Below are 15,306 nucleotides of genomic sequence, written 5' to 3'. Positions count from 1 at the left end.
CATGCCTCGTGTATATCGTTTAATCAAAGAGCGTTTCCTGGATACGCCCCTGGCGGGTGGCTCGGCCAAACGGGGCGAGCGCTGGAACCCGATTGGCGTTGATGTGCTCTACACCTCGAGTTCCCCTGAACTAGCTTTGGTGGAGGTGCTGGCCAACTTGATGCCTATTCGGCTGGATGAACTACCCACCTACTACTTGATTACCATACACCTACCCAACGCGCAAGCGCTGAAGGTGTACCGAGTGGATCAGCTACCGCCTGATTGGAACACGCCAGTGCGAACCACGCAGCTACAAACCTTTTTGGGCGAATGGTTAGCAGGCACTCAGGAACTGGCCGTAGCCCTTCCCTCAGCTGTTGTTCCCTTTTCGACTAATGTCATCCTACATCGCAGTCATGCGGCATTCGAACAGGTGAGTGTTGAGTCGATCCAACCCTTCACCGTCGATGGTCGACTGGTGTTACCGACCAATTATGGTCCTCTCTCAGAAGAGAGTTGATGGAGCAGCGAACAAAAAGTATGTCTATTGATAAACTGACGATATAGTGAGGTATAAGCTCCTTAAAGGACGAACCCCATCGTCATGCAATATCTTTAAATACTTCAGCTACAAAGGGTCTCGCTTCCTACTACCGACCGCCACGCTTTGATTAATTGTCTCACCAACGAGCGTTATGATGAGACAGTTGGGCATACAAAAAAAGAAATGGCTAGACTCTTCTGAGTAATTTCCGACACTTCGTCGGCCTTTCTGGACACGGTCACCATAGCCGATAGCACACCGGCCTACCATGCCTTTTATCTGCTGAAGCGCAGTGAGACTACCTATACCCGAAAAGGTAACAGGGTATCTGTAGAAGAGCAAGCTGTAGTAAACTAACAAGCCGCGTCCGTTGAATCCGGACGCGGCTTTGGCTAGCGGACAAGTGTGCTGGGGTAATTGCCACTATTTGTTAGCCTGTTCCATCCCCTGAACCACTTAGTTTCGGTTTTAAGGACCTAAGCTTTTAAGCAGATGGCAATCTGTTCGCCATAAAGCCCAACAGACTGTGACAGATTTAATCCATTTTTTAAGTACATTCGAAGTTCTTAGGCTTCGTCAATACCTATTTGACTACCGTCGCTTCCAATTCAACTTTTAAGGTTTCAAATAAACGGTTTACTTCCAGTAACGTAGTAGCTTGCTTTATTCCGTGCTGGGCTATCCAAGTTTGTAGAATAGGAAAGTTGGGCCAAAACTCTTCATGAGAAGTCGTATAAATCGTTAACCGCACAATATTTCGACATTCGTAGCCAGCCTCGCCGATCACTTGTTCTAAATTCTGAATCGCCAGAAGTAGTTGCGTTTTCATGTCGTCGGTACTGGATTGACCATCCGCCTGAACAGCGGCTTGTCCCGAAACATAGAGCGTGCCGGCTGGCTGTTGCACGTCTACGGCCTGTACATAACTGCGCTGATCTTGCCATTGCCAAGGATTGATGATTCGTTTTTCCATTTGCTCTGCTTGTTTAGTCTGTACCCATGCAGGCACCATAGTTAGGAAAGCGCTGGCTAGAATTGTTGCCATGCGTTTCATGCCTGCCGAGTAAAGTTTACAGGGCAAAGTTTGGAAGCCTAGCCGGGTTTGACCGTGACCTATAGCACAAGTATCGAGTGATGTATATCACACTAATCAGTAAACCGACTCAAGGTTTCGCGTGACACACCCAAGTAGGATGCCAGTAGAGTTTTTGGTACCCGCTGAATTAAAGCAGGATACTGGCTGAGTAGCTGCTCATACCGCTCTTTGGCTTGGGTAGTAAGCAACGACAAGATGCGTCGCTGAGCCGCCATCGAACCAGAAATGGTTAGTTGCAGGAAGAAGCGCTCAAATTTTTGTAGACCGGCGCATAACTTATGATAGTTTTCCAGTGACAGGCAGAATACCACCGTATCTTCCAAACAGTCTACCGACATGGTCGCTTTGGTCTGGGTGAAATAGGCCTGAAAATCGGTTTCCCACCAGTCCTCCATGGCAAACGAAACGATATGTTGCTTGCCTGATTCATCGGAATAGACCAGCTTTAAAAGCCCCGAGACCACATAGTAGGAGTAGCTTACCAGTTCGCCTTCCTGAATCAAAAACTGATGTTTTTTATACTTTTTGGGTGTAAAATGAGCGAGTACAAACGCAAATTCGTCATCGGTTAGCGGTACTCGTTTCTGGATGTGTTCTCTTAACTTTTCTTCCATTATTGGCTATAAAAAAAAGCCTGACCTTCCTGTAGGGTCGGGCTCATCGCTTGAGTAAAGGTTCGCATCAATGCAAGTTATAACATGTCGAGTTATTCATTCTAAAGCTTACCCTAAATGTGGGATTAGGCTTGAACCGGGTTGCCATGTAGGCAGGTCTAGTCTCATAGAAATGATCGGCTAATAAACCTGCCTTCGTGTGAACCAGCGCGTTTAGGGTGAGCGGTGACAAAAGTGGCCCAAGTCCCGCACTCTCATCAGAAAGTCATTGACTGACAGGGCCGGTAACCCGGTCAACCAACGCCCAATTATGAAGCATATAGATGGAAGTCCCATCCTCTCATTTAGAGGAGCCTTTTTGCGAGACAAGGGTGTTTAGTTCAAACCTCGATACTCAATCGGCGAAACCCCCACTTTTTGTTTGAAGAACCGGGCAAAATGCTGGGGATACTTGAATCCTAGTTCATAAGCTATCTTGCTCACCGATTTACGGGTGTCGAACAGCCGCTCTTTCGCCAGGTCAATCAGATGCAGTTGGATGAATTCCAAGGCAGACTTCCCCGTCTCCTTCTTGATCAGATCGCCGAAGTAATTGGGCGATAAGTTTAGTTCTTGGGCAAAGTAGGCGACGGTGGGCACGCCCTCTGTACCTAATTTTTCGCCGAACAAGTACTCGTTTAGTTTCGCTTCGAACTGCTCCAGGATGCCGTGATTCGCGTGCTCCCGGGTGATAAATTGCCGATCGTAAAAGCGCAGACAGTATTTTAAAAGCAATTCCAGGTTCGCCACGATCAGTTGCTTACTGTGGCGATCAATGTTTTGGCTGATTTCGCTGGTTATATTATCAAAGCAAGTCGTCACAACGGCTCTTTCTGTGTCGGAAAGATGCAAGGCTTCATGGGATTGGTAACTGAAAAACGAATAGTCGTGGATCTGTTTACCTAGACTGGTGCCTTTAATCAGGTCGGCATGAAAAACCAGGGCCTTCCCATACGGTTGGTGCGGTTCACCTTCCGGCTCATTGGTGATGATCTGCCCAGGCCCAAAAAAGACCATTGTCCCGTCGGCATAATCGTAATACTGGTTGCCGTACCGCAGATCACCGCAGTTTGTCTCTTTGATGATAATGGCGTAAAAGTTGAGCGTAAACTTCTCCCGGAGAAGGGGCTTCGACTGATTAAAATCAACCAGACTGATGAGCGGATGCTGGGTTCGATTATTGAACCTATCCGCATATTTTTTGATCGTGTCGTACTGGATCATGGCTCTGTTTTGGTCAAATCTATGGACGAAGATCGGGCCCCTATAGGCTACCTGTAAAAGTGGTAGGCAAAACCGTAAAATGTATAAAACAGCGTGGGTCGGCACCGGGTACCTTTGAATCCACTGAATGAACTGTTACGCAAACACCTGTCGATGAGTCTGCCGGGTGGATAGCTTGTTTAGGAAACTTCATTCTATCCAACGACCATGAAACAAACCCAGATGCTGCTACTGCCGTTAATGCTGGTTGTCCTTAGTATCCTGGCTGGCAAAACCGACGATCCGATGACCCAGGAGAGCTCCACTCCGCCAGCCGGTAACACAGCGGCTACCAACCCCGGCAATTCGAATCTCTCCAATCGGTTACGTATTGGGGTTGGTACGCACACGTTCACGGCGACCTTACTGGATAACCCGTCCGTAACGGCCTTCAAAGCGCGGTTACCTTTGACGATCGTTATGAAGGAGCTCAACGGCAACGAAAAGTTTGTGGATCTGCCCACCAGCTTGCCCATCAGTGTCTCCAATCCTGGCACCATTCAGGCGGGGGATCTGATGCTCTACGGTTCCAGTACCCTGGTGCTCTTTTACGAAACGTTCCAGACCTCGTATCGTTATACCAGACTGGGTCAGATCGACAACCCGACTAGTCTACAACGAGCATTAGGCGCGGGCAATGTAACTGTCAGTTTCGAACTGCTCTAACCTAAACGGCATCAGCCGCGTTCAAGCGTAGGGGGATAGTTTACTCACGTTAAAAAATTGCACCATGAATGATACGGAAAACCTGGACAGCGAGTTAGGTAACTCAACGTCATCCCGACGGATTTTTCTGAAGCAATCGTCTGCGCTGGCAGCGTTGGCTATGACTCCGCCAACGGCCGTAGCCGCCGTTAACACTGGTATTCAGGAAAAAATAGCCACTGCCCTTGAGCAGATGCCGCTACGGCTGACCATCAATGGAAAAGTCCAGCAGCTCAGCATCGAACCGCGGGTTACACTCCTCGACCTGCTCCGGGAACAACTCCACCTGACCGGCACCAAGAAAGGCTGCGACCACGGCCAGTGCGGAGCCTGTACGGTCCATGTCGACGGAGCGCGGGTCAACTCGTGCCTGACCCTGGCCATGACGACGGAAGGCTGCACGGTAACGACCATTGAAGGCCTGACGGTCGGTGACCCAGCTACCACCTTATTACACCCCATGCAGGAGGCTTTTATCAAACACGATGGTTTTCAGTGTGGGTACTGCACGCCCGGCCAGATCATGTCGGCGGTGGCCTGTATTCGTGAAGGACACGCCAACACGCCGGAAGAGGTCCGCGAGTACATGAGTGGCAACATCTGCCGCTGCGGGGCCTATGCCAACATTGTCAATGCGATTATGGACGTAAAAAAGAAAGGAGCCAGGGTATGAATCCATTTCAGTTTACGCGGGTTACGACCCCTAAAGCGGCCATTTCGGCGGTCACAAAAGAAAGCGGCACCTATTTTCTGGCGGGCGGCACCAACCTCATCGACCTGATGAAGCGTGAGGTCATCCTACCTGAACGGCTGGTCGATATCAACAGGCTTCCCCTGGCCACGATTGAAAAAACGGCCACTGGTCTGCGGATCGGGGCTATGGCAAAGAACGCGGCCGTTGCCGATAATGAGCTGGTGAAGAAACACGTCCCGCTCTTATCGCAGGCACTGAACGCGGGTGCTTCGGCGCAACTTCGGAATATGGCCACGGTGGGGGGCAACATGATGCAACGTACCCGTTGCCCCTATTTCTACGATCCGTCGATGCCCTGCAACAAGCGTAGCCCCGTGCAGGCTGGCCCTGACAAAGGGCGGGCTAACGGGCCATCTGGCTGTGGAGCCATCGGCGGTCACAACCGGATGCACGCCATTTTTGGCGCATCAAACAAGTGCATCGCCGTTCACCCCAGCGACATGTGTATTGCGCTCGTGGCACTGGATGCAACGGTAAATGTGTCGGGGCCAAAGGGTGACCGTACCATTCCGTTCAGCGAGTTCCACCGGCTACCCGGCGACCTGCCGCAGAAAGACAACACACTACTACCCGGCGAACTGATCATGTCGGTGGACTTACCGACGAACCGATTTGCGGATAATTCATACTACCTGAAAGTGCGCGATCGGGCTTCGTATGCCTTCGCGCTGTTATCGGTCGGCGTTGGAATTGACATGAAGCGGGGCACGATTCAAGACGTTCGGCTGGCGATGGGTGGGGTGGCTCATAAACCGTGGCGACTGACGGCGGCCGAAGCGTTTCTCAAAGGGAAGCCCGCCACCGAAGCCAACTTTAAACAGGCCGCCACGCTGGCCATGCAGGGTGCGAAAGGCTACGGCGAGAATGATTTCAAACTGACGCTCGCCCCTAACGCAATTGTTGATGCCCTGAAAACCGCCACTAAAACCGCCTGATCATGACGAATAAAACAAAAAATCCGCCCATCGACCGAATCGACGGGCGGATGAAAGTGACCGGCGGGGCTAAGTACTTCGCCGATTTTGAACTACCCAATACGGCGTATTGTGTCATCGTCGGCAGTGAGATCGCCAAAGGAGCTATCGCTAGCCTCGATACCCAAAAAGCGCAGGGTGCCCCCGGCGTAGTGGGTGTGTTTACGCACCAGAATATGCCGCCTATTCCCGGCTGGGACGCCCCGGTTGGTGGTGAAGCGGACGGGCCAGCCCCCAAACCAAAAACGGAGGAGACCTACCGGATTTTAAGCAGTCCCAAAATCCTGTTCGATGGTCAGCCTGTCGCCATCGTGGTAGCCGATACCTACGAACGGGCCACCTATGCGGCTTCCCTCGTCAAAGTGACGTATACCAAACAAGCCCCCCGTACCGATCTCGAGAAACATCTGTCGGAAGGCGTTGCGCCGAAAGGAGCCGAGGGCGGCAATTACTTGCGGGGAGCAGCCGACGGTTACAAAACCGCTCCGGTCACCCTGGAGGCCCATTACACGATCCCGGTAGAAGTGCACAACCCCATGGAACTGCACGGTATTCTGGCCCACTGGACGGACGACAAGCAGCTGATGATCTACGCCAAAACACAGGGCGTGAATGCGACGCAGAACGCCATGGCGCAGGCCTTTAAGATTGACCCCAAGACGATTCACGTGCATACAGAGTTCATGGGAGGAGGCTTTGGAATGGGGTTGCGTACATGGCCGCAGGAAACGGCGGTGGTCGCCATTGCCCGTAAAATTGGGCGTCCGCTGAAACTGGTGATGAACCGGAGCCAGATGTTTACCCTGGTGGGTCACCGGCCGTATACCGTGCAGACGATCAATATGGGGGCCGACCAGGCCGGGAAACTGATCGGGATTGCCCACGCGGCTACCGCTGAAACGGCCAGCTACGAAGATTTTACGGAAGCGACCGTCAACATGACCAAGTTCATGTACGCCTGTCCCAACGTGAGCACCCGCTACCGCATCGTGCGGCTGGACCGGAGCGTTCCGATCTGGATGCGGGGCCCCGGTGAAGCCACGGGTGCGTTTGCGCTGGAGTCGGCCATGGACGAAATGGCCCACAAACTGAACCTGGACCCTATCGACTTCCGCCTGCGTAACTACAGCGAAACCGATCCGGAACGAAACCGGCCTTATTCGAGCAAGAACCTTAAAGAAGCGTATCAGCGTGGGGCCGACGCCATTGGCTGGAAAGAGCGCAGGAACCAGCCGGGCAGCACCCGTGACGGCGGCTGGCAGATTGGTTACGGCATGAGTACGGGCGTATTCAGCGCCTTCCGCTGGGAAGCCAGCGCCCGCGCCTTACTAAAAGCGGATGGGTCACTGACCATTCAAAGTGCCGTGACCGATATCGGGCCGGGTACCGGAACGGCTTTGACAATGATTGCCCATACCGTGCTGGGTGTGCCCCTGAACCGCATCAGGATCGAATACGGTGATACTTCGTTGCCCAAGGCACCTACCCAGGGCGGATCGGCCATTGTCTCAGCGGTAGGGTCGGCGGTTTATGATGCCTGCACGGCCATTAAAACGGAGCTGATGCAGCTGGCCCTCAAAGCGGGTGGTCCGCTGGCTGGCCAACAGACCGATGAGCTGACGCTGGCGGATGGTGTGCTGTCGGTTTCAGCCGAGCCGAAGAAAAAGGTGGCTGTCAGCGACCTGATGCAGGCCAATAAGCTGACCGTAATCGACAAAACGAAGGATTCGAAGGGAAGCCCGGAACAGGAGAAGTATTCGATGTATTCGTTCTCGGTGCATTTCGTACAGGTGCGTGTCAATCCGCTGACGGGCGTGGTGCGCGTATCCAAAGCGGTTAGTGTAGCGGACTCGGGCCGGATCGTGAGCCCCAAAACGGCGGCCAGTCAGATGATTGGGGGCGTGGCCGGTGGCATCGGCATGGCCCTGACCGAAGAAGCGATCATTGACCACCGCTTCGGTCGTTTCGTCAATAACAACCTGGCCGATTATCACGTAGCGGTTCATGCTGACGTACCCGCCATTGAAACGATCATGATCGACAAACCTGACCCGATCATCAATCCGATGGGTGCCAAAGGCATGGGCGAGATTGCCCTGATCGGGTTTGCCGGAGCGGTGGCAAACGCGGTTTTCAACGCCACGGGTCAGCGCGTTCGTGAGCTACCGATTACCCCGGATAAAGTCATGCAAAAACTGACGTAGTATGGAGATTAGTAAAAATGGAATGCAGGCATCGGTCAAAGGCCCGGAAGCCTGGTTTACCGGGGCCGTGCGCATTGACCCGTTGTTCGCCAAAAAAGAAGCAACCAAAGGGGCGGGAGTCCTGGTCACCTTCGAGCCGGGTGCCCGAACGGCCTGGCACACCCACCCGGCGGGTCAAACCCTGGTGGTCATTTCCGGGATGGGATGGGTACAGCGCGAAGGGGCCCCCATTGAAGAAATTCATCCCGGCGATGTCGTCTGGTTCGAACCCAACGAAAAGCATTGGCACGGTGCTTCGCCAGCGAAGGCCATGAGCCACATAGCCATTCAGGAGGAGGTAAACGGTGAGGTGGTAACCTGGCTGGAAAAGGTAAGCGAGCGTGAGTATGCAATATGACACCACCATGACAACAATTTTTGAACGGATGCAGGCTGGTGAACCGCTCCGGAAAGATGATCCTGACTATGCCCGGTTTAGCGAGGTTGTGGCCCGTACCATTCGGTTATGCGTCCAGATGAACGCCACGGCCACCGAACTGGATCAGGTTCGCAGCCATTTGAGTGCCATCATTGGTACTGAGATCGACGAATCGACAACGATTTTCCCTCCGTTCTATACCAACTTTGGTCAGTTTATTCGCCTGGGCAAAAACGTCTTTATTAACCATACCTGTTCGTTTCTGGACATTGGCAGGATTACGATTGAAGACGAAGTGCAGATTGGTCCCGGCGTCAAGCTTACGTCCGAAAATCACTCGCTGGACCCCGCTGATCGCAAAACAGTCCTTCTCCAACCCATTCTGATCAAACGGAATGCCTGGATTGGTGCCGGTGCCACCCTTTTACCGGGCGTTACGGTGGGCGAAAACGCGGTGGTGGCCGCCGGAGCTGTCGTCAGTCGGGACGTACCGCCCAACACGGTGGTTGCCGGGATACCGGCGAAGGTGGTGAAGACATTCTAGTTTGAGCGATAGAACGACGAACGAAACGATCATGAACGATTCAATTGATAACGAGATAACCCACTTTACCGGTCGTCCGGTAGCCAGTCCGCAGCTTACCCGCCTGGCATTCAACCTGCTGTACGTACTTATCATCTTAGTCGCTAAGCCTGGTTTGGCCCTAGGCCAGACAACTAACACCGTGACAGGTCCGCAGGCCGCGACCAGAGGCCCTGCTGACACGTTTACGGGAACCGTTTGGGTTACGAGCTTGGTCCCCAATGACTCGATCTTTACGACTATTTCGGGCAGCGTCGCTTTCGAAAAAAGTGCCCGATCGCACTGGCATTCTCATCCGGCCGGGCAAATACTCATTGTTACAGATGGGATCGGGTATCACCAGATAAAAGGAGAGCCGAGGCAAGTGATTCGGAAAGGCGACGTCGTGAAATGCCCGCCTAATGTGGTTCATTGGCACGGAGCAAGTCGCGAGAGTAAAATGACCCACCTGTATATCATTCCAAACACCGAAAAAGGTATTGTTGAATGGCTACAGGCCGTCACGGATGCGGAATATGGTCAAAAATAAGTAGAGTTTTACACGTCTTATGCTACTGACAGTAGTTGGCAGGCCTGAGAACAAGCTGTCTTTTTAGAAGCCCCATTTAAGGTGCAGATTCATGAATACCTCGTCGACTCAAGCGGGAGGCTATTCGTGAACGTTTCCTCGTCTCTAGGAGGAGCGTTTTTTGAGAAATGTTGTTTTGTCGATTCGTACACTTTCGTCATCGGGTTAACGCAACTACACAAACAGGCAGCTCAAAACGGACGACTCATTACTTGCCTCTCCCGCTTATTGTATAGTTCTGTTTCAAAGGCGGTTGTTCATCTGCTTGCGGTAAGCGTTTGGGGTCATACTCCGTTCCCGCCGAAAAGCAGCATAATATGTGCTCTTCGAGCGAAAGCCCACTTCATAACCAATGCCCAGCACACTTAAATGTTGCTGCCGGGCGTCTGACAATAACTGACAAGCGGCTTCGATGCGGTGACGGTTTATTAATTCGTAGAATGGTTGATTGCCCACCTGATTAATGACCTGGGAGAGGTGATTGGCAGATACTGACAACGTCTGGGCCAGTTGAGGTAACGTCAGGTCGGCATCCTCATAAGCACGGGTGGTGGCCAGGTACGTTTCCAGTCGTTCAAATAACTGAAAAGCCGACGTAGGGTCCAAAGCCGAATGTTGATACTTGAGCGGGGCCTCTGCCGGGTTGCTGACCGAATCGGCGGGGTGGGCATCCGCCACCTCCCTGGGTTGTTGTGGTAACGCCACGTAGTTACCGGCTGAATGGGTTCCCCTCGCTGGAGATAGCCCTAACTGATTAAAGCGGTGCTCAATCACTAACCGGTTGAGGAGGTAAGTCATTGCAACGGCAAATAGAGCGCTGACTTGCTGCCAGTGGAGCTTTGCTGGCTGCGCATCCGCTAACAGATAGGTACCTGTCCCCACCAGGGCGCTCCCTAACCCCAGCACCAGAATCAGCACGAGGAGGGTATGGCCGAACGATTGAGCATGGGGTTGCCTGCGCTGCTGCCAGAGGAATTGACCCGCCAGCCCCACATACACCACCAGGTGTGTACCCCGTACCAGTTGTGGCCAGGTGGTAGCCGGAAAAAGCCAGTGCTCGGTGGCCGTCCGGTAGTTGGGTAGATAATAAGGAATGAGAAAAATGGCGGCCACCAGTCCCAGTGCATAAGGTAGCCCATGCCACAAATGCCGAGTCGTAAGCTGAAAGGACTCACTAGTCTGCAAACGGATGTAGAGGTACAAACTTGGCCCCAGCAGATAAGGCAGACTGGCGTGGCTAAACCGATTCACCCAGAACTGAGTCGTTGGCGAAAGCCAGTTGTTTTCCCAGATAAAATAATCGGTAGTTAACAGGGCTATCGTCCCCAGAAACAGCAGTAGCATCGCCCGGCCCCGGTGAACGGGAGTCGTCACCAGCAGGTAAACACTTTGGACAAAGCCAACCAGATACAGAGCGGAGGTAAGTGATACGTGCATACGGGTAACTAACGAGTGGATCAGCCGAATCAATGTGGTTCGACTCTACCCAGTTGGACGCTGGGTGCGTTTGCATTGACTAGGTTTGCCCGAAACTAAGTCAGTGTTATGAAAAATTTAATCTTCTCGCTGGCGACGCTCCTGGTTGCTGGCTGTCATGAGTTAACGGACGATGGCTTCCGGACGGACGCACAACCCCCAACCTTTCCGGACAAGGAGTGGGTCAAAGTGGCCAACCCCGAAACATACGGCTGGTCGACCTCGCGGCTCAATGAAGCCCGGCAATACGCCGGTAGCATCAAATCAGAGACGGTGATGGTCATTGATGAGGGTCGGCTGATGGCTGCCTGGGGCAACACGGACAAAAAGTATTACGTGGCTTCCGTACGGAAAAGTCTTCTCAGCGTTCTGTACGGTTTTTACGTGAATCAGTCCATTTCCTTATCGGCCACCCTGGGCGAGTATGGTATTCAGGACAAAAATCCACCCTTGAACGCCCCGGAGCTGAAGGCCACCGTGAAGGATTTGTTAACGGCCTCCTCGGGGGTGTGCCACAAAGCAGCCGCAGCCGATAATAATGACGAGTTGCCGCTCCGCAATAGTGCGCAGCCGGGCAGCACGTTCTTTTACAACAACTGGGACTTCAACGCGCTGGGGACCATTTTCGAGAAGCGAACCCGTGCGAAAATATATGAGGTGTTCAACCAGCGCATTGCCCAGCCTATCGGTATGCAGGATTTCAACTGGCAACAGGATGGCCACTACGACTACAGTGACTATTCGGAGCATCCGGCCTATCATTTTGATATGACAGCCCGGGATATGGCCCGTTTTGGGCTTTTGGTGATGAATAAGGGCCAATGGAAGGGTCAACAACTGGTGCCCGCTGACTGGCTGGCCCAAAGTACGGCTCCTCAGATTGTTGTGCCGGAAAGTGAGGGAGGAGGCAGCTACGGGTATATGTGGTGGGTGCATGACTCGGGCAAACTGGCCGAGGCTGGTTTGTCCAAACAGGCCTTCTCGGCCCAGGGCACCTGGTCGCAGCTTATTCTGGTCGACCCTACCCGGCGGTTGGTGATTGTTCATCGGGGGTATAACCGAACCATTAGCGGTGACAAAATTCTTTCACTCCTCAAAAAGATTATTGCCGCGAAACAATGAACGGCCTACGCCTGAAATCGCTCCTGGTGCTGGGGTTGTCCTTCATCCATCACGCTGGCCTGGCCCAGGAAACACCGCCATCCCTGACAAACCGCCTGTCAATCGCGTATTCGGGTGAGACGATTACGCATTACGGTGTCAACCTCGCCTACCAACGCTATTTTCCAGCCGCACAAACCCGCCGGAGCCGTCTGTTCTACGGCCTCAACCTGACGGGGTACCGCCACCAGAAAAACTACATCGGTATCCTGGCCCTACCCGAACTGGGCTATACCTATGTAGCACCGACTGGCTTACGAGCCGGGCTCTCGGTTCAGGCCGGCTACATGCGTCGGTTTTATGACGGAGAAACGTTCAGCGTTGACGATCAGGGGCGGGTTCGCGAGCGACCCTGGGCCGGCAATAACGCGGTGGCGTACGGTTTTTCACTTCTGGCGGGTTGGGATGTTGGTCACCGTCCACACCGACGAACGGGCTTGTTTGTTCAGCCTAAACTCCTTTGGGAATACCCCTACAACACCCGTGCGTTGATCCACCCCTTTGTGGATGTTGGCCTTTCCCGACTCTTCTGATTTGATAGCTATTCAAAAATGCCTCTCAACTACAACTACCTGGTCTGTCTGGGAATACTCGCCCTGCTTTCCTGCGAGCAAACGAATCCGTCCGGTCCGGCCGTCAAAGACCATTTTTTTCTGGAGAACCAGCAGGCCACCATGCCCATCTTTGTCGAGGGGAACACCGCATCAAAGGTATTTCTGCTGTTCCTGCATGGTGGGCCGGGCTTTAGTGGCATCGTAGACAACGAAAACAGCCGTCACGTTTTCAACCAACTGGAGCAGCGTTATGCGATGGTTTATTACGATCAGCGGTGCGCGGGTATCTCGCAGGGCAGGTGCGATTACAACCAACTGTCGCTGGCGCAGTACGTCGATGACCTGGACAAACTCGTCGTCTTACTCAAGGCGCGGTATGGTGACGACATCCGTTTATTTTTGATGGGACACAGTTGGGGCGGCACATTGGGCATCGCGTACCTGACAACCCGGAATCAGGCCCAGTTCAGGGGATGGATTGAAATCGATGGGGGGCATGATGTCCCCCAGATAATCATTGAAACCAGGCAGATGATTAATCAGGTAGGTGCCGAGCAAATCCGGCAGGGCAGGTCCGTCAGTCGGTGGCAACAATTGATTACTCGCGTAAACGCCGTCAACGTAACGAATGCTACCGGTGATCAAACGCTCGACATTAATAAATTGGCCGGCGAAGCTGTCGATCAGCTACTAACCGATGGGTTGATTGACAAAGAATTACCCTTGACTACCCGCCAAATCGTATTTTTTTCGCCCTTCTCCCTGTTTGCCTTTCAGCAGAATAACGAACAAACCGTCACGGCGTTCAAGGATAAACTGGCCCGGATCAACCTGACGCCTGACTTACCAAAAATCAAGATTCCGACGTTGTTGGTCTGGGGGAATCAGGATTTTATTGTTCCACCGGCCATTGCCCGGCAGGCCTTCTCGCAGTACGGATCATCACAGAAAGAGTTGCTTTTTTTTGCCCGATCAGGTCATTACCCTCAGGAGTCCGAACCGGAACTGTTCAGAGAAGCCGTTCAACGGTTTGTGGAACAAAATAGATAAGTGACTACTGCCTGCTTGGGTGCAGAGAAAAGTCATGGTTGTACCGTTTGCCATGAGTTTTGGGAAGAGTGATTTTTCCACTACAGGCTGTTCAATTTGGTAAAGCATGTTTGGTACATAAATAATAACCGTCTCTTGAATCGCCCGAATTAATGAGCAGATACATGAATACTTCTTCGTTTCGGGTGGGAGCTTATTCATGAATGTTTCCGTGTCTCAAGGAGGAGCCTTTAGGGAGACATTTATTACGGGTAAATCTTATCAGTAGCTTGCGTGACCGAGCAGGAAATCATCACCCGCAGTCGACAAGGCGTGCTGCGCGCCGAGGCCGACCGCGTGGCCGCTTTGGTCGGCTTAACCGATAAGGAATTGGCCGCGGCCCTGGGCCTATCCGCTTCTTACCTGCACCGGTTGAAGGTGGAGCAGCGTATTAGTCAGGATGCCTCTGAGCGGTTGCTGTTACTGGAGAATCTTCTCCTGCACGCTTTGGATACCTTCGAGCAACGACACAAAACCGTCCTGGGCTGGCTGCGCTCCCCCCTACGGGAGTTGGACTACCAAACCCCCTTACAGGCCCTGGATACCGTTACAGGCTATACGTTAGTTGACCGGGTACTGGGCCGCATCGACTATGGCATCTTTGGGTAAGCTATGGCCATCGTTTATCGTGTCGTGCGGCAGAAGTATGCCGACCGTCCCCTGGATGTTACCGGTACATGGCTCAATGGCGGGCGTTGGAATCCTCCGGGTGTTGGCATCCTCTATACCGCTGAGCATCCCGCTTTGACATTAGTCGAGATTCTGGCACACATGCCGCAAGTACCCTATGATGAGCTGCCCGCCTACCGGTTATTCAGTTTGGAGTTGCCTCAGCATAGCCAGCGGGTCGTGGACACGAGTAGCCTACCGCCTTACTGGCAGGAGAACACCTACCACCGGAGTCAGCACCTTCTGGCCGATTGGCTAGCCAAGCCGGATGTGTTAGCCTTGGGTGTACCTTCCTCCATGATGCCCTCCGGCATCAATTACTTACTGCATCCGGCCCATAGTGCCTATGGCTCTATACGGCTAATTGACGAGAAGCCTCTATTGATTGATCCCCGTCTGTGGTCGAAATAGCCAAGCCAACAGCATTCCCTGCGTCTCAAGCGGGAGGGGTTGTATAGACTGGGAGTTTCGGGGGTATTGACCACCTCGTTTCGCTGTAAACTGCCCAGGCGTTCCACGATAAACTGACCAAGATACACGGCTGTATATCAGTCCTTTGTTGCCAATGGTTCTTTTGTGACCCTTGGTTAGTTATTCGCGAACTACAGTGCTC

General features: G+C 52.9%; 17 protein-coding genes. 13 read left to right on the top strand and 4 right to left on the bottom strand.

Features of this window, described 5'->3' with window-relative positions; genetic code table 11:
• The first annotated feature begins 1 nt into the window (after position 1).
• On the top strand, positions 2 to 502 hold the full coding sequence (locus EQG79_RS28810) for an RES family NAD+ phosphorylase (RefSeq protein WP_129606409.1): 501 nt from the start codon (positions 2 to 4) through the stop codon (positions 500 to 502).
• A 607-nt stretch (positions 503 to 1,109) separates the two neighbouring features.
• On the opposite strand, the gene EQG79_RS28805 is transcribed toward EQG79_RS28810, so the two are convergent.
• The 3 genes from EQG79_RS28805 to EQG79_RS28795 form a co-directional block, all read right to left on the bottom strand.
• Entirely contained in the window at positions 1,110 to 1,571 is a 462-nt protein-coding gene (locus EQG79_RS28805) for a RidA family protein (RefSeq protein ID WP_240699497.1), read from the bottom strand.
• A gap of 101 nt (positions 1,572 to 1,672) precedes the next feature.
• Positions 1,673 to 2,236, bottom strand: coding sequence for a Crp/Fnr family transcriptional regulator (locus EQG79_RS28800; protein ID WP_129606407.1), 564 nt, complete (start codon positions 2,234 to 2,236; stop codon positions 1,673 to 1,675).
• Between the two features lie 375 nt (positions 2,237 to 2,611).
• Positions 2,612 to 3,499 carry a helix-turn-helix domain-containing protein gene (locus EQG79_RS28795; protein ID WP_129606404.1) on the bottom strand — a complete coding sequence of 296 codons (888 nt, stop codon included), beginning with the start codon at positions 3,497 to 3,499 and terminating at the stop codon, positions 2,612 to 2,614.
• Between the two features lie 207 nt (positions 3,500 to 3,706).
• On the opposite strand from EQG79_RS28795, the gene EQG79_RS28790 reads away from it, so the two are divergent.
• The 7 genes from EQG79_RS28790 to EQG79_RS28760 all read left to right on the top strand — a co-directional run bounded on the left by EQG79_RS28790 (position 3,707) and on the right by EQG79_RS28760 (position 9,705).
• The gene (locus EQG79_RS28790; RefSeq protein ID WP_129606402.1) at positions 3,707 to 4,204 is read left to right on the top strand and encodes a cyclophilin-like fold protein; all 498 of its coding nucleotides are present in this window, start codon (positions 3,707 to 3,709) and stop codon (positions 4,202 to 4,204) included.
• Between the two features lie 64 nt (positions 4,205 to 4,268).
• Entirely contained in the window at positions 4,269 to 4,916 is a 648-nt protein-coding gene (locus EQG79_RS28785; protein WP_129606400.1) for a (2Fe-2S)-binding protein, read from the top strand.
• Entirely contained in the window at positions 4,913 to 5,932 is a 1,020-nt protein-coding gene (locus EQG79_RS28780; protein WP_129606398.1) for an FAD binding domain-containing protein, read from the top strand. The genes EQG79_RS28785 and EQG79_RS28780 overlap by 4 nt, the downstream gene beginning before the upstream one ends.
• 2 nt (positions 5,933 to 5,934) lie before the next feature.
• Positions 5,935 to 8,175: a xanthine dehydrogenase family protein molybdopterin-binding subunit gene (locus EQG79_RS28775; protein WP_129606396.1), complete on the top strand. Its 2,241-nt coding sequence runs from the start codon at positions 5,935 to 5,937 to the stop codon at positions 8,173 to 8,175.
• A gap of 1 nt (position 8,176) precedes the next feature.
• Positions 8,177 to 8,572, top strand: a complete 396-nt coding sequence (locus tag EQG79_RS28770) for a (R)-mandelonitrile lyase (protein WP_129606394.1) — start codon at positions 8,177 to 8,179, stop codon at positions 8,570 to 8,572.
• A 7-nt stretch (positions 8,573 to 8,579) separates the two neighbouring features.
• Positions 8,580 to 9,137 (top strand): DapH/DapD/GlmU-related protein, encoded by a 558-nt coding sequence (locus EQG79_RS28765; protein WP_129606392.1) that lies wholly within the window; start codon positions 8,580 to 8,582, stop codon positions 9,135 to 9,137.
• A gap of 31 nt (positions 9,138 to 9,168) precedes the next feature.
• Entirely contained in the window at positions 9,169 to 9,705 is a 537-nt protein-coding gene (locus EQG79_RS28760; protein ID WP_129606390.1) for a cupin domain-containing protein, read from the top strand.
• Positions 9,706 to 9,987: 282 nt separating this feature from the next.
• Here the strand turns inward: EQG79_RS28760 and EQG79_RS28755 are convergent, their stop codons facing one another.
• Positions 9,988 to 11,181, bottom strand: coding sequence for a helix-turn-helix transcriptional regulator (locus EQG79_RS28755; protein ID WP_129606388.1), 1,194 nt, complete (start codon positions 11,179 to 11,181; stop codon positions 9,988 to 9,990).
• Between the two features lie 108 nt (positions 11,182 to 11,289).
• Between EQG79_RS28755 and EQG79_RS28750 the strand changes: the two genes are divergently transcribed.
• The 5 genes from EQG79_RS28750 (at position 11,290) to EQG79_RS28730 (ending at position 15,104) form a co-directional block, all read left to right on the top strand.
• Complete coding sequence (locus EQG79_RS28750; RefSeq protein ID WP_129606386.1) at positions 11,290 to 12,342, top strand: serine hydrolase domain-containing protein; 1,053 nt, start codon at positions 11,290 to 11,292, stop codon at positions 12,340 to 12,342.
• Positions 12,339 to 12,914 (top strand): hypothetical protein, encoded by a 576-nt coding sequence (locus EQG79_RS28745; RefSeq protein WP_129606384.1) that lies wholly within the window; start codon positions 12,339 to 12,341, stop codon positions 12,912 to 12,914. Before EQG79_RS28750 ends, EQG79_RS28745 begins: the two co-directional genes overlap by 4 nt.
• Before the next feature lie 18 nt (positions 12,915 to 12,932).
• A complete protein-coding gene (locus tag EQG79_RS28740) occupies positions 12,933 to 13,985 on the top strand; it encodes an alpha/beta fold hydrolase (protein ID WP_129606382.1) in 1,053 nt (350 codons plus the stop codon).
• A 273-nt stretch (positions 13,986 to 14,258) separates the two neighbouring features.
• Positions 14,259 to 14,633, top strand: coding sequence for an antitoxin Xre/MbcA/ParS toxin-binding domain-containing protein (locus tag EQG79_RS28735; protein WP_170315672.1), 375 nt, complete (start codon positions 14,259 to 14,261; stop codon positions 14,631 to 14,633).
• A 3-nt stretch (positions 14,634 to 14,636) separates the two neighbouring features.
• On the top strand, positions 14,637 to 15,104 hold the full coding sequence (locus tag EQG79_RS28730; protein WP_129606379.1) for an RES family NAD+ phosphorylase: 468 nt from the start codon (positions 14,637 to 14,639) through the stop codon (positions 15,102 to 15,104).
• Positions 15,105 to 15,306 lie beyond the last annotated feature (202 nt).

The sequence above is a fragment of the Spirosoma sordidisoli genome, from assembly GCF_004138325.1.
GTDB classification, from domain to species: domain Bacteria; phylum Bacteroidota; class Bacteroidia; order Cytophagales; family Spirosomataceae; genus Spirosoma; species Spirosoma sordidisoli.
The sequence above is the reverse complement of the archived record's forward strand: the minus strand, read 5'-3'. Positions and strand labels throughout refer to the sequence as shown.

Excerpts from the sequence above, each read along its gene's own strand:
- EQG79_RS28810 (WP_129606409.1), top strand. The coding sequence starts at position 2 with ATGCCTCGTGTATATCGTTTAATCAAAGAGCGTTTCCTGGATACGCCC.
- EQG79_RS28805 (WP_240699497.1), bottom strand. The coding sequence starts at position 1,571 with ATGGCAACAATTCTAGCCAGCGCTTTCCTAACTATGGTGCCTGCATGG.
- EQG79_RS28800 (WP_129606407.1), bottom strand. The coding sequence starts at position 2,236 with ATGGAAGAAAAGTTAAGAGAACACATCCAGAAACGAGTACCGCTAACC.
- EQG79_RS28795 (WP_129606404.1), bottom strand. The coding sequence starts at position 3,499 with ATGATCCAGTACGACACGATCAAAAAATATGCGGATAGGTTCAATAAT.
- EQG79_RS28790 (WP_129606402.1), top strand. The coding sequence starts at position 3,707 with ATGAAACAAACCCAGATGCTGCTACTGCCGTTAATGCTGGTTGTCCTT.
- EQG79_RS28785 (WP_129606400.1), top strand. The coding sequence starts at position 4,269 with ATGAATGATACGGAAAACCTGGACAGCGAGTTAGGTAACTCAACGTCA.
- EQG79_RS28780 (WP_129606398.1), top strand. The coding sequence starts at position 4,913 with ATGAATCCATTTCAGTTTACGCGGGTTACGACCCCTAAAGCGGCCATT.
- EQG79_RS28775 (WP_129606396.1), top strand. The coding sequence starts at position 5,935 with ATGACGAATAAAACAAAAAATCCGCCCATCGACCGAATCGACGGGCGG.
- EQG79_RS28770 (WP_129606394.1), top strand. The coding sequence starts at position 8,177 with ATGGAGATTAGTAAAAATGGAATGCAGGCATCGGTCAAAGGCCCGGAA.
- EQG79_RS28765 (WP_129606392.1), top strand. The coding sequence starts at position 8,580 with ATGACAACAATTTTTGAACGGATGCAGGCTGGTGAACCGCTCCGGAAA.
- EQG79_RS28760 (WP_129606390.1), top strand. The coding sequence starts at position 9,169 with ATGAACGATTCAATTGATAACGAGATAACCCACTTTACCGGTCGTCCG.
- EQG79_RS28755 (WP_129606388.1), bottom strand. The coding sequence starts at position 11,181 with ATGCACGTATCACTTACCTCCGCTCTGTATCTGGTTGGCTTTGTCCAA.
- EQG79_RS28750 (WP_129606386.1), top strand. The coding sequence starts at position 11,290 with ATGAAAAATTTAATCTTCTCGCTGGCGACGCTCCTGGTTGCTGGCTGT.
- EQG79_RS28745 (WP_129606384.1), top strand. The coding sequence starts at position 12,339 with ATGAACGGCCTACGCCTGAAATCGCTCCTGGTGCTGGGGTTGTCCTTC.
- EQG79_RS28740 (WP_129606382.1), top strand. The coding sequence starts at position 12,933 with ATGCCTCTCAACTACAACTACCTGGTCTGTCTGGGAATACTCGCCCTG.
- EQG79_RS28730 (WP_129606379.1), top strand. The coding sequence starts at position 14,637 with ATGGCCATCGTTTATCGTGTCGTGCGGCAGAAGTATGCCGACCGTCCC.